The organism is Halobacterium rubrum, from assembly GCF_021729015.1.
In the GTDB taxonomy this organism is placed as follows: Archaea; Halobacteriota; Halobacteria; order Halobacteriales; family Halobacteriaceae; genus Halobacterium; species Halobacterium rubrum.
Map to the genome: position 1 here is coordinate 860802 of NZ_JAJQQZ010000001.1, position 16597 is coordinate 877398.

Sequence of the window (16597 nt, forward strand, 5' to 3'; positions counted from 1 at the left end):
GCTGCCGGCCGGAGCGGACGCCCGGCCGACCACTGCCGTCCGCTACTGAGAAACCTCTTGTGTGGGGGCGCCGAATCCCGGCGCATGGACAGTCTCAATCGGATGGCGCTGGAGCTCGCCGACGAGGCCCTCGAGTTCACCGAGGAGCTCGACATCGGCGCGTTCGAGCTGGACAGCGGCGCGACGGTCATCGACTTCGGCGTGGAACACGAGGGCGGTCTGGAGGCGGGCCTGCTGCTGGCCGAACTGCAGACGGCGGGGCTGGCGACGGTCCAGACCCGGGTCGACGAGGTCGCGGGCGCGACGTTCCCGCACGTCGAGCTGGCCTGCGACCAGCCCGACGTGGCGATGCTGGGCGCGCAGAAGGCCGGCTGGGAGCTCACCGCCGAGGACTACGAGGGCCTGGGCAGCGGGCCGGCCCGCGCGCTGGTCGCCCGCGAGGGCGAGTTCCAGGCCATCGACTACGTGGACGCCTTCGAGTTCGCGGTGCTCGCGCTGGAGGGCGACGAGCTCCCGACCGAGGCCGCGGCCCGGGAGGTCGCCGACCTCGCGGGCGTGGAGCCGGGCAGCGTGTTCCTGCCGGCGTACCGCACGGCGAGTGTCGCCGGCAGCGTGTCCGCGGCCGCTCGTGCCGTCGAGCTCGCCGTCTTCCGGCTGTACGAGCTGGGCTACGACCCGACGAACGTGCTCTCGGCGTCGGGGAGCGCGCCGGTCGCACCGGTCGCCGCCGACGAACAGACCGCCATCGGTCGGACGAACGACGCGCTGGCGTACGGCGGCCGCGTCCACCTCACCGTCGCCGAGGACTTCGACGCCTTCGAGGCCGTCCCGTCGTCGGCCGCCGAGCTCTACGGCGACCCGTTCGCCGATGTGTTCGGCAGCGAGGACTGGGACCACGACGAGATCGACGAGGGTGCGTTCGGGCCCGCCCAGCTCACCGTCGACGTCGTCGGCGGCCCGACGTACGCGATCGGCGAGGTCCGGGAGGGCTTGCTGGCCGACGGCTTCGGGCTGGCGTAACGCCGGAAGGCGTCGTTTTATCTGGTGTCCGGCCTACGTGGCGGGCATGGACGAACTCGCGGGGACGTCGGTCGCCGTCATCGGCGCGGGCTTCGGCGGGCTGTCGACGGCCTGCTACCTCGCCGACGCGGGCGCCGACGTGACCGTCGTGGAGAAGAACGGCCAGCTCGGGGGCCGCGCCAGCACCCTCGAGCGCGACGGCTTCCGGTTCGACATGGGGCCGTCGTGGTACCTGATGCCGGACGTCTTCGAGGAGTTCTTCGCCGACTTCGGGAAACAGCCGTCGGACTACTACGGGCTGACACAGCTCGACCCCCACTACCGCATCTTCTTCAAGGACAACGAGGGACGGCGGCCCGGCCGGGACGCACCCGGCCTGGACGTCGACACGGACGGCGACACAATCGACGTGACGCCGGACCGCGAGCAGGTCAAGCAGGTGTTCGACGCCTACGAGCCCGGCGCGGGCGACGTGCTCGACGACTACCTCGCGCAGGCGAAAGAGAACTACGAGGTCGGCATGGAGCACTTCGTGAAAGAGGACCGGCCCCGGGTCCGGGACTGGATGGACCCGAAGCTCGCGGAGTACGCTCGCGGCCTGACCCTGCTTGGGTCGATGCAGGACCACGTGGAGAACTACTTCGACCACCCGAAGCTCCAGCAGGTGATGCAGTACACGCTCGTGTTCCTCGGTGGATCGCCGGACACGACGCCGGCGCTGTACAACCTCATGAGCCACGTGGACTTCGGGCTCGGCGTCTACTACCCCGAGGGCGGGATGGCCGGCGTCGTCGACGGGATGGCGGACCTCGCGCGAGAACTCGGCGTCGAATTCCTGACTGACCACCCGGTCTCCGAGATCAAGGGCCGCCGGGGCGGGTTCAAACTGGAGACCGACGGCGAGACCGGCGCCGTACTCGCCGACGTCGTGGTCTCCGACGCCGACTACGCCCACACCGAGCAGGAGCTCCTCCCCCCGCAGAAACGCCAGTACGACGCCGACTACTGGGAGTCCCGGACGTACGCCCCGTCGGCGTTCCTGCTGTACCTCGGCGTCGAGGGCGACGTCGACGACCTCGCCCACCACTCGCTCGTGTTGCCGTCGAACTGGGACACGCACTTCGAGCAGATCTTCGACGAGCCGGCGTGGCCCGACGACCCCGCCTACTACCTCTGCGTGCCGTCGAAGACCGACGACACCGTCGCGCCCGACGGCCACAGCAACCTCTTCGCGCTCGTCCCCGTCGCACCCGGGCTCGACGACACGCCCGCCGTGCGAGAGTCTTACCGCGACCTCGTGCTCGACGACATCGCCGAGAACACGGGCGTCGACGTCCGCGACCGAATCGTCGTCGAGGAGACGTTCTCCGTCTCCGAGTTCACGGAGCGCTACAACAGCTACCAGGGGACGGCGCTGGGGCTGGCCCACACGCTCCGGCAGACCGCGCTGTTCAGGCCGCCGCACCGGTCGTCGGCGCTCGACGGGCTCTACTTCACCGGCGCGAACACCACGCCCGGCATCGGCGTCCCGATGTGTCTCATCAGCGGCGAGGTGACCGCCGACTACGTGATCGACGACGCGCGCTGACACCACACCATGTTCCGCTACCTGTTCGTCCTCTCTCGGCCGCGGTTCTGGCTGTACCTCGCCGGCCCGGTGCTGGTCGGCGTCTCCTACGGCGCCGACAGCGTGAGCGAACTGTTCGCGGCACCCGCCGTCGTCCTGTTCGGGTACTTCCTGCTGCCGGCGAACGTCTACCTCTACGGCATCAACGACGTCTTCGACAGGGACGTCGACGAGACCAACCCCAAGAAGGACGACCGTGAAGCCCGCTATCAGGGCGGCGCCGCCATCGCCGTCGTCGTCGCCATCTGCGGGCTGTTCCTGGCGTTCGTCGCCACGCCGCTGCCCCAGCAGTCGTGGCCGTACCTCGCGGCGTGGTTCCTCCTCGGCACAGAGTACAGCGCGCCGCCGCTGCGGTTCAAGACCACGCCGTTTCTCGACTCGCTGTCGAACGGCCTCTACGTCCTCCCGGGCGCGGCCGCGTACGCGGCGGTCGCGGGCGCCCACCCGCCACTGCTGGCCGTCGCTGGCGGCTGGCTGTGGGCGATGGGGATGCACACGTTCTCCGCTATCCCGGACATCGAGCCCGACCGCCGAGCCGGCATCACCACCACCGCGACCTACCTCGGGAAGGACGGCGCGTTCGCGTACTGCGCAGCCACCTGGCTGGCGTCGGCGGCCGTGTTCGCGCTCGTCGACTACCGGTTCGGGCTGCTGTTGCTCGCCTACCCGGTGCTCGTGTTCGGCATCCGCCGGCTCCGCGTGGACGTCGACCGCGCGTACTGGTGGTACCCAGCGGTGAACACCGTCGTCGGCATGGTGTTCACGCTCGGCGGCCTCTGGGGTGTCGTGTATGGGTGACGACCACCGCCGCGCCCGCCTCGAACGCCGGCTGCACGACCTCGTCGCCGGCCACCGCTTCGAGATTGCCGTCGTCTTCCCGGTCGTCGGCGCGGTGACGCTGCTCGCGTCGGCGTGGGGGCTGCTGCCGCCGGTGCTCTCGTTCAACCCCTACTTCATCCTGTTCGGGACGGTCGTGATGCGGCTGCCGCTGGTCGCCGGGCTGGCGCCGCTGGTCGACCGGCGGGCCGCCGTCGCGCTCGCCGCGCTCACCGTCTACGCGTTCGGCATCGAGCTCGTCGGCGTCGCCACGGGGTGGCCGTACGGCGAGTTCGCGTACCTGATCGAACTCGGCCCGATGCTCGCCGGCGAGGTGCCGCTGGGCCTCCCCGTGTTCTTCTTCCCCATCGTCGTCAACAGCTACCTGTTGGTCGTGTTGCTGCTCGGGCCGCGTGCCCGCAGCCGGCTGCTGCGGCTGGTCGCCGTCGCCGCCACCGTCGTCTGGATGGACGTCGTCCTCGACCCCGCGGCCGTCGCACTCGGCTTCTGGGAGTACTACCCCGGCGGCGCGTACCACGGCGTCCCGCTGTCGAACTACGCCGGCTGGGTGCTCTCGGCCGTCGTCTCCGTCGGCATCCTCGACTGGGGGTTCTCGCGGGCCGGCCTGCAGGCGCGGGTCGCCGACTGCGAGTACCTCCTCGACGACCTCGTGAGCTTCGTCATTCTCTGGGGGACCGTGAACCTCGCGTTCGGCCAGCTCGTCCCCGCGTTCGCCGCCGGCGTGCTCGGCGTCGCCCTCCTGAGAACAGACCGCTTCGACTTCGCTGTGCTCCGCGACCGCATCCCCTCCACCTAGGGCGTCGGCCGCGGGTCGCCGTGGTGGCGCCGGCTGTCTCCGGTCTCCGCCAGCCCGGTCGCCCTGTAGAACACCGCTTCCGGGCTGGAGTTCAGCGCCCACAGGGCCCGCGTCTTCGCCACCAGCCAGAGCTTCCGCGGCGTCGACAGCGACGGCGTCTCGGTGAGTACGTCGCAGTCGCGGCGCCGAATCAGCCGGTGGTGGTCGGCGTACAGCACCGCCGCCACCAGCACCGCGAACTGGCAGTCCTCGGGCAAGTACTCGATGCCGGCGACGCCCTCCCGGTACTTCCGCTCGGTGTACGCCAGCTCCGACCGCATCGCCTCCCGGAACGCCGGCGTCACGTCGGCCTCGCGGAGCTGGTCGACGGTCACGCCGTACTCCTCGCGGGTCTCCCCCGGGAGGTAGACGCGGTCGTACTGGTGGACGTCCTCCGCGACGTCCCGCAGGAAGTTCGACAGCTGGAAGGCTTCCGCCAGCGCCGCGGCGTGGGGCGCCGCCGTCTCCTGGTCGTCGACCTCCATCACGTCCATCATCATGTAGCCGACGGCGACAGCCGACCCCCGCATGTACTCCTCGAGTTCCTCGTGGCTGTCGTAGCGGGTCTTCTCCAGGTCGGCCTGCATCGCGTCCACGAACGTGTTCACGTCGTCGTCGCTGATGCCGTGGCGGTCGGCGAGCTCCCGGAACGCTGCCAGCACCTCGCCGTCGGCGTCGACCGACCCGGGGCCGCGCTCCCCGAGCGCCACCGCTCGAATCCCCTCCAGTTCCCGTCGCTGGGCGTCCGGGTCGCGGTCTTCGGTCGTGTCGACCACGTCGTCGGCCACGCGGAAGAACGCGTAGAGGACGTACGTAGCGTGGCGCACGCGCTCCGGTAGTAGTCGCGTGGCAAGGTGGAACGTCTTCCCGGTGCGGCGCTGTATCGCCTTGCTCGTCGTAATCTGTGTTTCCTGGACCATGTGGCGGACTCCTCGCGGCACGCAACTGCGGGCACGCGCCCCGTCGTCGTTGCACGTCTGTATGCATCGAGAGAAGAAAAAACACGGTGGCTGTCGCGTCCCCCGCCGGCTCTCGTCGGTCCCTGCTGTTCGCCCTCCAAACGACTGAAGGCCGCGGGGACCCGACCACGGGGCATGCAGCGAAAGCCCGTGCCGCCGGCACCGTCGTCGCTGGCCGCCGTCGCCGACGTCCGCGACGCCGCACCGCTGGTTCCGAAGCCCGAGGACGACTGCTGTCGCCGGCTCGTCGACCGGGCGGGTGTCGCGGACCGCGGCCGGGCGTCCTCGTGGCTCGTGTTCCTGTCTGCGCTCGGCGTGCTGACCGAAGCAGACGCCGGCTACACCCGCGAGGGCGAGGTCTCGCTCGACGACACGGCGGCGCTCGCGTCACGATTCCGGGAGCACGTCTTCCTCGCGGCCGAAACCGTCGACGCCCTCGACCCCGACGAACCCCGGTCGCCGGCCGAGGTGTTCGGGGCCGTCCGAGAGCGGGTGCCGCGCTGGGAGCGCGCGAAGCGCGACGACTGGGAGGCATTCTGGACTGGGCGGGTCGAGCGCCGCCTCGACTGGGCGGTCCTGTTCGGCCTCGCCGCCCGGACGGACAGCGGCGGCGGCTACGTCCGCGCGTAGCCCGTCACCCGACGTACTCGCCGTTCCGCACGTAGAACACCGTCTGGCCGGCGAACACGCCCGTCCCGGCCGCCACGGCGACCGCGACTGGTCCGGCGTAGCCGTTCGTGACGGCGACGTAGCCGCCCGCGAGCCCGACGACCGCGGTGCTCACCGAGGCGAGCACGCCGTCGACGACCTGCTCGGTGCCGGTCTTCGCAGCGTCGTAGGCGTCCCGGTCGAGGCGGGCGCTCGTGCGAACCAGCGACGGCGTCGCCGCCGCGAGCCCGATGGCGAGCGCGTACGCCGTCTCCATCGACAGCGACAGCCCGCCGGCGACGAGCCCCGCGACGACGAGTCCGGCGACGAACTCCAGCGTGTTCCGGCTGACCATGCGCGGCGTTTCGACCGCGCCGGCAAAAGCCTACCCGACGACTCCGGCGTTCGCGAAGCGAAACCGGGCGCACGGGGACACCTATCAGGCGTCCTCGACGATGCCGGTGACGGTGCCGACGCCCTTGCTGGACCCCTCGCGGAAGACGAACCGCTGGCCCTCCTCGACGAGGTACGGCCGGAACTTGAACCGGACCGTCGTCCGGCCGGTGTCGCCGGGGAGGAGCTGGCCGTCCTCGGGCTCGAAGCGCGCCGCCTCGCCGACGGTCTCGAGGTGGACCACGGGCTCGTAGCCGGCGTCGATGCGGGTCGGGTGGTTCAGCACCATCACCTCCGCCTCGAACTCCCTGACGGGGTCCGGGTCGGCGTCACCCGGCAGCAACACCATCCCGCGCTCGATGGCCTCCTCGCGGACGCCCTTCAGTGCGATGCCGACGATGCGGCCGGCCTGCGCCCTGTCGACGCGGTGGTAGTGCATCTCGATGGACCGCACCTCGACCTCGCGGAAGCCGCCGTCCGGGAACGGCCCCAGCAGCAGGTCGTCGCCGGCCTCGACGGTGCCGGACTTCACGGTGCCGGAGGCGACGGCCCCCACGCCCGTGACGTTGTACGTGCGGTCGACGTACATCCGGAACGGCCCGCTGGCGGCCGTCGTCTTCGGCAGCCGCTCGAACAGCTCGTCGAGGACGCCGAGGCCGTCACGGGTCACGGCGCTCGTGCGCACGATGGGCACCACGCCGTCGCCGAGTTCGTCGACGGCGGCGTCGACGCCGTGGCGGGCGACCGGCAGCGGCGCGCGCTCCGTCCGCCGGAGCAGCGCCTCGACCTCGCGCTCGACCTCGGCGACCCGGTCGTCGGTCACGAGGTCGGTCTTCGTGATGGCGACGATGGTCGGCAGCTCGGTCGCGAACAGCACCCCCATGTGCTCGCGGGTGGTCTTCGTCGGGCCGTCGTCGGCGGCCACCGTCAGCAGCCCGTAGTCGAGCTTCTGGCCGACCAGCCCCCGGATGGTCGTCGACAGCCACGGCTCGTGGCCGACCGTGTCCACGAACGACACCACGCGGTCGGCGGCCTCCACGACCGCCGCCCGCTCGTCCTTGCGGTCCGGATTCCGCACGCGCAGCGGCCCGTCGCCGTCGAAGCCGTAGACCCCGTACGAGAGGTCCGCCGACAGCCCGCGCTCGACCTCGTGGGGCTGCACGTCGAGGAAGCCCCGGGTACTGCCGTCGCCGTCGTCGGCGTCGCCGGTGACGAGGCTGCCGACGAGCGTCGACTTCCCGTGGTCGACGTGGCCCGCCGTCCCCACGATGATGTGGTCGTCGTCGGGCGTCAGCGACCCGCCCTCGTGAATCGTCGCGACGCCGACGATGCCCTCCTCCGCGTCGTCGCCGTTCTCGCTGACGCTGTCGACGCCCCACGTCTGGACGTCCGCGATGTGCGCGCCCGCCTCCTCGGCCAGCAGGCTCAGGACGTCCATCGACTCCGAGAACGTCTCCGGGCTGACCCCGGCGAGCCCGCCGTCGTCGGTGACGCCGAGCACGTACTCCGCCTCGCCGTCCCCGGAGAGCACGCGGTGCCGGAGCTGCGCGGCGAGGCTCTCGAGCCGGCCGTCCGAGAGGTGGACATCCCGGCTGAACCGCTCCTTGAACTCGACGCTTCCGCCCTCCCGCTCGCCGCGCTCGAGCGCGGCGGACAGTCGGGCGCGGTCGCGTCCCATGCTGCCGCGTTAGGGACTACCAGACAAAAGCCTTCCCCGGGTTGTGCTCCGGAGCCCTCCGGAGACGCCCGAATCCGCTACGGCCAGTCGAGGTCGTCGACCGCGTCGGCGAGCTGTCCGCCGTCGTATCTCGCTCGCGCCCAGCCCGCGTCTGCCGCACCGTCCACGTCGGCGTCGGCATCCCCCACGAGGGCGTACGCGTCGGCGGGCAGCCGGCGTTCGGCGAGGTCGAACGGCGCCGGGTCGGGCTTGTGTGCGCCCGCCTCGTACGCCGTCACGACCGCGTCGACGTGCTCGGTGAGTCCTGCGGCCGCGAGCTTCGCGCGCTGCCACTCGGGAACGCCGTTCGTCAGTACGCCGACCGCGTTGTCGTCGTCGTCGCCGAGCCGTTCGAGCGTCGCCGCTGCGTCCGGCGTCGGCGCTGTCGCTGCCACCTCGGCGTCCAGCAGCGCCCCGACGGTCTCCTCGACGCCGTACCCGAAGTCGGTCTCGGCGCGCAAGTGCTCGACCCCGCCCCGGTAGGGCGCCGGCCGGCAGGCCCGGAACTGCTCGACGAACCCCTCGCTGTACGTCTCCAGCCACTCGTCGGGGCTCTCGCCGGCCACTCGCTGGAAGGCGTCGGCCAGCGCCGCCTCGATGGAGGGCCGGGTGTGGACGAGCGTCCCGTCGAGGTCGAAGTAGATAGCGCGCACGCACACACCTCGCGCCGCAGCCACCGTAAAGCTACGCGTCGCGCTTCAGGCGCTCGTAGGCCTCGTTCACGCGGGAGAACGCCTCTGCGTCCCCGCCGCGGTCGGGGTGTAGCTCCCGGGCCTTCTCCCGGTAGGCCTGCTTGACGGCGTCGCCGCTCGCGCCCGGCTCCAGGTCCAGCACCCGGTAGTCCTCGGGGCGCGGCCGGTCGTCGGCCACGCCGTCGGCGAACTGGCCGCTCTCCGTCGAACGCTGGTCGCCCCGCGCCCGTCCCTGCCGGCCGCGCTCCCCGCGCGGCCCCGTGCCGGCCGTCCGGCCGTCCCGGAACGACTCCCGGCTCGCCCGCTTCCGGGCGGCCTGTCGCTGAAACACGGCCCGCCCCAGCCGCCCCGACGCGTGGTAGTAGAAGATGGCCGCCACGCCCCCGAACGGCACCGCCACCGAGAGCGCGACGGGGCTGTACACGACCGAGAGCACGCCGAAGACGACGCTACACACGCCGAAGACGCCAGTCAACCCCCACAGGAGGCTCCCGTCGGGTCGCACGGTACACACTAGGGGACCGACCACCAAGGGTGTTGGCCTCCCCGCAGCGCCCGCACCATCAAGCACCCCGAGCACGTAGGTGTACGTATGAGTGTCACTGGCGTCTGTTCAGTCTGCGGCACCGCGAGCGCCCAGCGTGTCTGCGACCGCTGCGGGAACGTGGTCTGTGAGGACCACCACGACCCCCGCGGCGTCTGCACGGAGTGCGCCGCCGAGATCGGGGGCGGGCGCGAAGGGAACGTCGGCGACGACCCCAGCGGCCACGGTCCGGCCGGCCCGCGCTGACGCCCCTGTGAGAGCCGCCCGGACTCCGTCGACGGCCGGCTACCGGTACTGGTTCAGGCGCTCTCGGAGCGTCCGGGCCGCGTCGCCGGCGGCTGCGGCCCACTCCGGCGAGTGCTCGCCCGCGAAGATGATGCCCCGCGTCGAGTTCACCAGCCCGACGCCGTCGTCGTTCAGGCCGTACTCGACGGCAGTCTCGGCGTCCCCGCCCTGTGCGCCGACCCCGGGCACGAGGAACGGGAGTTCGGGCACGCGCTCCCGGATGGCTTCGAGCTCGTCGGGCGCGGTCGCGCCCACGACCAGCCCGACGTTCCCGTACTGGTCGTTCCAGTCGGCCGCGCGCTCGGCGACGTGCTCGTAGAGCCGCCGGTCGTAGGCCGCCAGTTCGAGGTGCTGGAAGTCCATCCCGCCGGGGTTCGACGTCCGGCAGAGCACGAACACGCCCGCGTCCTCCCGGGAGAGGAACGGCTGCAGGGCGTCCTCGCCGAGGTAGGGATTCACCGTGACGGCGTCGACGTAGTCCAGAATTTCGGCGTACTGGCGGGCCGTGTTTCCGATGTCCGCGCGCTTGGCGTCCAGCAACACGGGGACGTCTTTCCCGTGGGCGTACGCCACCGTCTCCCGGAGCGCCCGCCACCCGTCGGCGTCCTCGTAGAACGCGGCGTTCGGCTTGAACACCGCCGCGTGCTCGTGGGTCGCGTCGATGATCCGTCGGTTGAACGCCCACCGCGGCAGGTCGGCGTCCTGTACCTCGTCGGGCAGCCGGTCGGTGTCCGGGTCGAGGCCGACGCTCACCACGGAGTCGGCCGCCTCGATGCGGGCCGCGAGGTCGTCGAAGAAGCTCATACGTTCGCGTCCCCGCAAACCAGCAAAAGCGATTCGCTTTCCCGGGCGGCTACGCCGACGCCGCCGCGCCGAGCACGTCCAGTGCGCGCTTCGCGGCGGCGCCGTACTCCACGAACACGACGAGCCGCGGCGGCTCGCTGGCCACCGGCCGGACCCGCAGCCCGGCGCCCGCGGCGGCCTCCCGCGCGGCGTCCAGCCCGCCGTACAGCTCCACGCGGACGCGGTCGGGCTGCACGAACACGCGGGCCAGCTGCTCGCCGCCACAGGTCACGTCGTAGGCGCGCGCGCCGTCCGCCGTCGGCTCCACGTCCGGGTCCGCGTCGACGACGGCCAGCTCGTCGTACGGCGCCCGCTCGTGGCCCGTCACCTCACTCGACAGCAGCTCCGCGATGCGCTTCCCGTCGGTGATGCGGTCCTCGACCATCTCAGAGTTCCTCCCGGGCCTTCTCGGCTGCGCCTGCCGGCTCCACGCCCTGGCGGCGCGCGTACACGACCGCCGCCGCGTCCGCCGTCACGCCGAGGTCGCCCTGCAACTGGTTGACCGCCGCGACCGTCTCCTGGCGGTCGAAGCCCTCGGCGACCAGCGCGTCCAGCGCGCGCTCGAACGCCGACCGCTCCTGGAACAGCGACGCGTCCGGCGAGAACCCCTCGGGAATCTCCACCTCACCCGGGTCGAAGGTCGCCTCCACGTCGCCGTCGACGCGCTCGACCAGCCCCTCGCCGTCGGCGACGTCCAGCAGCCGCTTGGCCTGGTCGGGGCTCATCCAGTCGCGGTCCAGCGACAGCGCCACCACGAACGCCTGCTCGGCGACCCGCGTCCGCCCCTTCTGCTTGAACGGCGCGGCCGCCGCGACCCGGAGACTCATACCCGAGTGCAGCGCCGGCACGCGCCTAAACCCTGCGTTGTCGCCTAACCGAGTCTTTCAAGTGCGTCCTGCGACTTCGTGGGAGTATGCCATATCAGGGCCGCTCCAAGCGCTCGAAGACGGGCGCGCGACTGCGACCGCGCTCGAAGAAGAAGAAGAGCAAGATGGGCCGGGAGCCGACCGAGACCACCGTCGGCGAACCGCGGTTCCGCACGGTCGACGCGCGCGGCGGCACCGAGAAGGTCCGTGCGCTCTCCACGAACGTCGCGAACGTCGCGACCGAGGGCGGCAGCGAGCGCGCGACTATCGAGGACGTCGTCGAGAACGACGCGAACCCGAACTACGCCCGCCGGAACATCGTCACGAAGGGCGCCGTCATCGAGACGGACGCCGGCACCGCCCGCGTCACCTCCCGCCCCGGCCAGGACGGGCAGGTGAACGCGGCGCTCGTCGACGAGTAACGACGGACCTCGTTCTTCTCGGCCGAGCGACTGCTGTTCGACGCTGTCGAGCGACTGCCCCGAACACGGCCCCGGTCAGTCGTCGGTGCTGCGCGTGATGTACTCCCGGGGAGCGTCGGTGGCGACTGGCACCGAGAGGTCGTCGACGCCGACTCTCGAGAGGTGTTCGTCGCAGAGCTGGAAGCCCGTGGTGGAGACGTCGTAGTCGACGTACGACACCGTTCGGCCCTCGGACTCGTAGGTCGAGGGGAGCCACTTGGGGAGCGCCCAGAAGCCGTCGCGGTCGCAGAACACGCACGTCTGGTCGTCGTGGTCGACGAGCTCGTCGCCGAGTTCGCCGAACTTCTCGGTCTCGCAGCGGACACAGAGGCCGCCGAGCTCCACGCCGGATTCGAGTTCGACGACGACGCGGTTGTACCCGCTCGGTTTCTCGCAGACGACACAGTCCATGTGGGTCCCTCGTGCTCCGGATTACTGGCATCAAACTGGGGTTAAGTAAAGATTACTATGCGCACAGTGCATTCTACGTTCTGGCGCGGTCTCCGGCCGGCTACGGTTCGTTTCGACTGTAACTCCGGGGACGGCGCCGGTTTCGATTCGGTTCTGCCGTCCACCGGACCGCAGTCTTGCGTTTCCCGTGGAGGCCGACAGACAGCGAACAGGTATTATCGTTATCACGTCTGAACATCGAACTGGCCGCCGGTCTCCCGGCCGTCGAAACTCCGGGCAGGCGCCGAGCGGGACAGCGATGGTGAATATGTTCGGTCAGACACCCTGTCTGACGCTCGTGCGACACGTTTCGACTGGACGGCCAGAATCAGCGGCCACGAGTTTCCCGCTCTCGGTTCAGCGTGCGCGCGGCTTCGCCGCGCGTTTCTCTGCGAGCGAACGAAGTGAGCGAGCTGGAGAGTTTATTGGAACCCGATGTGTTCGCTGCCACGGCGGCCGCTCGCGTCGGGCGCCTGACTGCCCTTGAACTGCTCTTCGACCTGGTCGTAGTAGTCCATGAGCTCGTCCGTGATCGTCGGCCGGACGTTCTCCATCGCCTGCCGGAAGTGTGACATCCCGACGTCCTCGGCGTCGTCGTCCTCGCGCAGCGCCTCGATGGCGGCCTCCCGCGCGATGTTCGCGAGGTCGCTGCCCACGTAGCCGTCAGTTCGTTCCGCGAGCTCGCGCAGCGAGACGTCGGCCGCCAGCGGCGTGTCCTGCGTGTGGATCTTCAGGATCTGCTCGCGGCCCTCGACGTCCGGCTGCCCGACCTGCACGAGCCGGTCGAAGCGGCCGCTCCGGATGAGCGCCGGGTCGATGATGTCCGGGCGGTTCGTCGCCGCCACGACCATCACTTCCTCCATCTCCTCGAGGCCGTCGAGCTCCGTGAGGAGCTGGTTGACGACGCGCTCGCTGACGTTGTTCCCGCCGCTCTGGCCGCGGCCGGGTGCGAGGCTGTCCAGCTCGTCGAAGAATATGACGGTCGGCGCAACCTGCCGGGCCTTCCGGAACGTCTGTCGGATGGCCTTCTCGCTCTCGCCGACCCACTTCGACAGCAGCTGGGGGCCCCGCACCGAGATGAAGTTCGCGTTCGTCTCGTTGGCGACGGCTTTCGCCATCAGCGTCTTCCCGGTGCCCGGCGGCCCGTACAGCAACACGCCGGCCGGCGGTTCGACGCCCATCCGCCGGAACTTCTCCGGCTGGTTCAGCGGCCACTCGACGGACTCCTTGACGTTGTCTTTCGCGTCCGTGAGCCCGCCGACGTCGTCCCACGTGACCTTCGGTAGCTCCACGAGGACCTCCCGCATCGCCGACGGCTCGACCTCGCTGAGCGCGCCCTTGAAGTCCCGGCGCTTGACGATCATGCGGTCGATGAGGCTCGGCGGGATGTCCTCCTCGTCGAGGTCGATCTCCGGGAGGTAGCGCCGGAGCGCGCGCATCGCCGCCTCCTTGGTCAGGCTCTCGATGTCCGCGCCGACGAAGCCGTGCGTGTCGTCGGCCAGCGTCGAGAGGTTCACGTCGTCGCTCAGCGGCATGCCCCGGGTGTGGATCTTCAGGATCTCCTCGCGACCGACCTCGTCCGGGACGCCGATCTCGATCTCGCGGTCGAACCGGCCGGGCCGGCGGAGCGCGGGGTCGACGGCGTCGACGCGGTTCGTCGCCGCGATGACGATGACCTGCCCGCGGCCCTCCAGCCCGTCCATCATCGTCAACAGCTGGGCGACGACCCGGCGCTCGACCTCGCCGGTGACGTCCTCGCGCTTGGGTGCGATGGAGTCCAGCTCGTCGATGAAGATGATGGAGGGCGACTCCTCTTTGGCGTCCTCGAAGATCTCCCTGAGCTGTTGCTCGGACTCGCCGTAGTACTTCGAGATGATCTCCGGGCCGGCGATGGAGAAGAAGCTCGCCGACGTCTCGTTGGCGACGGCTTTCGCCAGCAGCGTCTTCCCGGTACCCGGTGGTCCGTGTAGCAACACCCCCTGTGGCGGCTCGATGCCGAGCTTCTGGAAGATCTGGGGGTGTTTCATCGGGAGCTCGACCATCTCCCGGACGCGCTGGATCTCGTTCTCGAGGCCGCCGATGTCCTCGTACGTGATGCCGCCGCCGGTGCGCTCGAAGCCACTGATGGGCTCCTCGCGCAGCTCGACTTCGGTGTCTTCGGTGACGAGGCAGACGCCTTCGGGCTCCGTCTCGACGGCGATGAGCGGGATGGCCTGTCCGGGCGACCGCATGAAGGGGTGGTTTGTCGACGACATCACCGGGACGATGTCGCGCGCGACGACCGGCCGCTTCAGAATCTGGCGTTTCACCATGCCGGCGGCGTCGCTGCCGAACTGGACGCTGGCCTCCTCGGGTGGCGCGAGGACGAGTTTGTCGGCCTTCTCCGCTTCCGCCTTCCGGATCTCCACGCGCTCGCCGATGCCGACGTCGGCGTTCTGGCGGGTGAAGCCGTCGATGCGGATGGTGTCGGTGTTCCAGTCCTGGCGGTCGGCGCGCCAGACCTTCGCGGCCGTCGTCTCGGCCCCCTCTATCTCGATGATGTCACCCGGGCTGAGTTTGAGATGCAACAGGGTGTCGGGGTCGAGGCGCGCGATGCCCCTCCCCGAGTCGTTCGGGTAGGCTTTCGCGACCTCAAGTTGGACTTCGTTCATGGTTGGAGACTGCGGGGTTAGTTCCGAGTCCGGCGGCCCGACAGAAGTACTTTCCGTCGATTCGCGTGGACCCGGGCGTGCGAATAGATAGCATGGTTGGACTCAAAGGTGTGCCGGATGCGCGTGGTTCTGCCGCGGCCCTGCCGACTGACCGGCAGTCCGTGCGCCGAGACGAGGATTTTTGGTCCCGGCTCCGAGGGAGAGGCCTATGGACGCACTCGTCGTCGGCGGCACCGGCCTGCTCGGCTCCGCGGTCGTCTCCCGGACCGGCGGGACGGCCGCCTCCCGGCAGACCGGCTTCGACTTCTTCGACGACGACCCCCGCGACCTCGTGGCGGCCCACGACCCGGACGCCGTCGTCGTCGCCGCGACGGTCGAACGCCAGTCCGTCCCCATCCCCGAGTACGTCGACGCCGTCGGCGCGTTCGTCGACGCCTGCGCGGACTGCCGGCTCGTCTACGTCTCCAGCGACGCCGTCTTCGACGGCAGCGACGGCCGCTACGAACCCGACGACGTCCGGACGCCGAGAGACGACTACGGTCGCCGCCTCCAGGTGTTCGAGGACCAGGTCGGGAGCCACGACGACGGCATCGTCGTCCGCCCCAGCTACGTCTACGCCGCCGACCCGCTCTCGCCCCGGCTCGCCGACGCCCGGGGCGCGCTCGCCGACGGTGGAGCCGACGAGCACTACGACGACGTCTACCGCAGCCCGGCGCACGTCGAGGACGTCGCTGCTGTGGTCACCGAACTCGCCGCCGGCCACTGGGACGGGGTGTTCCACGTGCCCGGTCCGCGGCTGAGCGTCTACGAGTTCCACGAGCGCGCGCTGTCGGCGCTCGGCGTCGACACCAGCGCTCTCGAAGCCGTCGAAGCTCCCGAGGACGGGCCCGTCGCCCGTGACCGGTCCCTCGCCGGCCCGCGGTTCGAGACGGCACTCGACGCCACCGTCCGCCCGCCGTCCGACGCGCTCTAGGGCTGCTCGCCGTCGTCGTCCTCGCTGGCCTCGTCCCCCGCGGTCTCGGACCCGTCGACGTCCGCTCTGTGCTCCGCCAGCGCCTCCTCGAGGGTCAGCTGGCCGGCCGCGACGCGACGCGCGAGGTCGGCAGTGATGGTGCGGTTCTCCTCGCTGGCCTCCCGCGACCGTGCTTTCACCACCTCGATTTCGCCCTCCGTGGGCTCCACCGACCGCCCCTCGACCGCCTCGCCGGGCGTCAGGGCGATGTTCACCGCGGCGAGCACGTCGCCCATCCCGCGAGCGCCCGACCCCAGGTGCGGCGTCGTCCCCGTCTCGTCGACGAGCTCGACCGTCGCGTCCCCGAGGTCCTCGATGATGCGCGCGCCCGCCATCCGGGCGCCGTCGCCGACGCGAACCACGGCGTCCTCGTCGCCCGCGACTTCGTCGTGGACTACCTCGGCGGCGTCCTCCACGGGAACCTGGAACGCCGCGACCACCATCCCGCCCCGAAGCACGGCCACGCCGGGCTGTGTCCCCGGGTCGACGCCGACCACGGTGCCGGTGGCGTCCCCCCGGAGCCGGGACAGCGCGCGTTCCACTGCGAGGCGCTCCCGTCCCGGGTCCGCCCGCACGACGGGCACGTCGACGTCGACGTCGTCGTCGCTGGCCGCCACGACCACGTCAGTACCCGCCGGCAGCGGGTCACCGGGCTCGACGGTCGTGAACGCCACGTCCCGGTCGCGCAGCTCGCCAACGACCTCGTGGTACACTTCGAAGTCCGCCGTCGCGACGACAATCACGCCCCGAACTCGGC

At 70.8% G+C, this 16597-nt stretch carries 19 protein-coding genes; 8 read left to right on the forward strand and 11 right to left on the reverse strand.

What is annotated here, in order from left to right; translation table 11 throughout:
* The first annotated feature begins 84 nt into the window (after positions 1–84).
* From mch to cruF, 4 genes are read left to right on the forward strand one after another with little or no spacing between them, the layout of a single operon-like run.
* Positions 85–1020 (forward strand): methenyltetrahydromethanopterin cyclohydrolase, encoded by a 936-nt coding sequence (gene mch / locus LT971_RS04705; protein WP_237005695.1) that lies wholly within the window; start codon positions 85–87, stop codon positions 1018–1020.
* A gap of 46 nt (positions 1021–1066) precedes the next feature.
* Positions 1067–2608: a bifunctional phytoene desaturase/3,4-desaturase gene (crtID, locus tag LT971_RS04710; protein ID WP_237005696.1), complete on the forward strand. Its 1542-nt coding sequence runs from the start codon at positions 1067–1069 to the stop codon at positions 2606–2608.
* A gap of 9 nt (positions 2609–2617) precedes the next feature.
* Positions 2618–3445, forward strand: a complete 828-nt coding sequence (locus tag LT971_RS04715) for a prenyltransferase (RefSeq protein ID WP_237005697.1) — start codon at positions 2618–2620, stop codon at positions 3443–3445.
* Positions 3438–4280 carry a bisanhydrobacterioruberin hydratase gene (gene cruF, locus LT971_RS04720; protein ID WP_237005698.1) on the forward strand — a complete coding sequence of 281 codons (843 nt, stop codon included), beginning with the start codon at positions 3438–3440 and terminating at the stop codon, positions 4278–4280. Before LT971_RS04715 ends, cruF begins: the two co-directional genes overlap by 8 nt.
* On the opposite strand, the gene LT971_RS04725 is transcribed toward cruF, so the two are convergent.
* Complete coding sequence (locus LT971_RS04725; RefSeq protein WP_237005699.1) at positions 4277–5239, reverse strand: phytoene/squalene synthase family protein; 963 nt, start codon at positions 5237–5239, stop codon at positions 4277–4279. The two genes, cruF and LT971_RS04725, sit on opposite strands and share 4 nt — an antisense overlap.
* 174 nt (positions 5240–5413) lie before the next feature.
* Here LT971_RS04725 and LT971_RS04730 point away from each other — a divergent pair, with 174 nt between their 5' ends.
* Complete coding sequence (locus tag LT971_RS04730) at positions 5414–5908, forward strand: double winged helix-containing putative transcriptional regulator (protein ID WP_237005700.1); 495 nt, start codon at positions 5414–5416, stop codon at positions 5906–5908.
* 4 nt (positions 5909–5912) lie between these two features.
* Here LT971_RS04730 and LT971_RS04735 read toward each other — a convergent pair whose 3' ends face one another.
* The 4 genes from LT971_RS04735 to LT971_RS04750 all read right to left on the reverse strand — a co-directional run bounded on the left by LT971_RS04735 (position 5913) and on the right by LT971_RS04750 (position 9233).
* Positions 5913–6281 carry a hypothetical protein gene (locus LT971_RS04735; protein WP_237005701.1) on the reverse strand — a complete coding sequence of 123 codons (369 nt, stop codon included), beginning with the start codon at positions 6279–6281 and terminating at the stop codon, positions 5913–5915.
* A gap of 84 nt (positions 6282–6365) precedes the next feature.
* Positions 6366–7997: a GTPBP1 family GTP-binding protein gene (locus LT971_RS04740; protein ID WP_237005702.1), complete on the reverse strand. Its 1632-nt coding sequence runs from the start codon at positions 7995–7997 to the stop codon at positions 6366–6368.
* A gap of 77 nt (positions 7998–8074) precedes the next feature.
* Positions 8075–8689, reverse strand: coding sequence for an HAD family hydrolase (locus tag LT971_RS04745; protein ID WP_237005703.1), 615 nt, complete (start codon positions 8687–8689; stop codon positions 8075–8077).
* Positions 8690–8720: 31 nt separating this feature from the next.
* Positions 8721–9233, reverse strand: a complete 513-nt coding sequence (locus LT971_RS04750) for a J domain-containing protein (RefSeq protein ID WP_237005704.1) — start codon at positions 9231–9233, stop codon at positions 8721–8723.
* 87 nt (positions 9234–9320) lie between these two features.
* Here LT971_RS04750 and LT971_RS04755 point away from each other — a divergent pair, with 87 nt between their 5' ends.
* Entirely contained in the window at positions 9321–9518 is a 198-nt protein-coding gene (locus LT971_RS04755) for a hypothetical protein (protein WP_237005705.1), read from the forward strand.
* A gap of 39 nt (positions 9519–9557) precedes the next feature.
* Here LT971_RS04755 and pyrF read toward each other — a convergent pair whose 3' ends face one another.
* From pyrF to LT971_RS04770, 3 genes are read right to left on the reverse strand one after another with little or no spacing between them, the layout of a single operon-like run.
* Positions 9558–10361: an orotidine-5'-phosphate decarboxylase gene (pyrF, locus tag LT971_RS04760; RefSeq protein WP_237005706.1), complete on the reverse strand. Its 804-nt coding sequence runs from the start codon at positions 10359–10361 to the stop codon at positions 9558–9560.
* A 49-nt stretch (positions 10362–10410) separates the two neighbouring features.
* Positions 10411–10785 carry a DUF7993 family protein gene (locus LT971_RS04765; RefSeq protein ID WP_237005707.1) on the reverse strand — a complete coding sequence of 125 codons (375 nt, stop codon included), beginning with the start codon at positions 10783–10785 and terminating at the stop codon, positions 10411–10413.
* Between the two features lies 1 nt (position 10786).
* Entirely contained in the window at positions 10787–11227 is a 441-nt protein-coding gene (locus LT971_RS04770; protein ID WP_237005708.1) for a DUF2240 family protein, read from the reverse strand.
* Positions 11228–11313: 86 nt separating this feature from the next.
* Here LT971_RS04770 and LT971_RS04775 point away from each other — a divergent pair, with 86 nt between their 5' ends.
* A complete protein-coding gene (locus LT971_RS04775; RefSeq protein ID WP_237005709.1) occupies positions 11314–11688 on the forward strand; it encodes a 30S ribosomal protein S8e in 375 nt (124 codons plus the stop codon).
* 75 nt (positions 11689–11763) lie between these two features.
* Here the strand turns inward: LT971_RS04775 and LT971_RS04780 are convergent, their stop codons facing one another.
* Both LT971_RS04780 and LT971_RS04785 read right to left on the reverse strand, forming a co-directional pair.
* Positions 11764–12138 (reverse strand): hypothetical protein, encoded by a 375-nt coding sequence (locus tag LT971_RS04780; protein ID WP_237005710.1) that lies wholly within the window; start codon positions 12136–12138, stop codon positions 11764–11766.
* A 461-nt stretch (positions 12139–12599) separates the two neighbouring features.
* Entirely contained in the window at positions 12600–14828 is a 2229-nt protein-coding gene (locus LT971_RS04785) for a CDC48 family AAA ATPase (RefSeq protein ID WP_237005711.1), read from the reverse strand.
* 208 nt (positions 14829–15036) lie between these two features.
* Between LT971_RS04785 and LT971_RS04790 the strand changes: the two genes are divergently transcribed.
* On the forward strand, positions 15037–15801 hold the full coding sequence (locus LT971_RS04790; protein WP_237005712.1) for a sugar nucleotide-binding protein: 765 nt from the start codon (positions 15037–15039) through the stop codon (positions 15799–15801).
* Here LT971_RS04790 and LT971_RS04795 read toward each other — a convergent pair.
* The gene (locus LT971_RS04795) at positions 15798–16583 is read right to left on the reverse strand and encodes a hypothetical protein (protein ID WP_237005713.1); all 786 of its coding nucleotides are present in this window, start codon (positions 16581–16583) and stop codon (positions 15798–15800) included. The genes LT971_RS04790 and LT971_RS04795 overlap by 4 nt on opposite strands.
* Between the last annotated feature and the right edge of the window lie 14 nt (positions 16584–16597).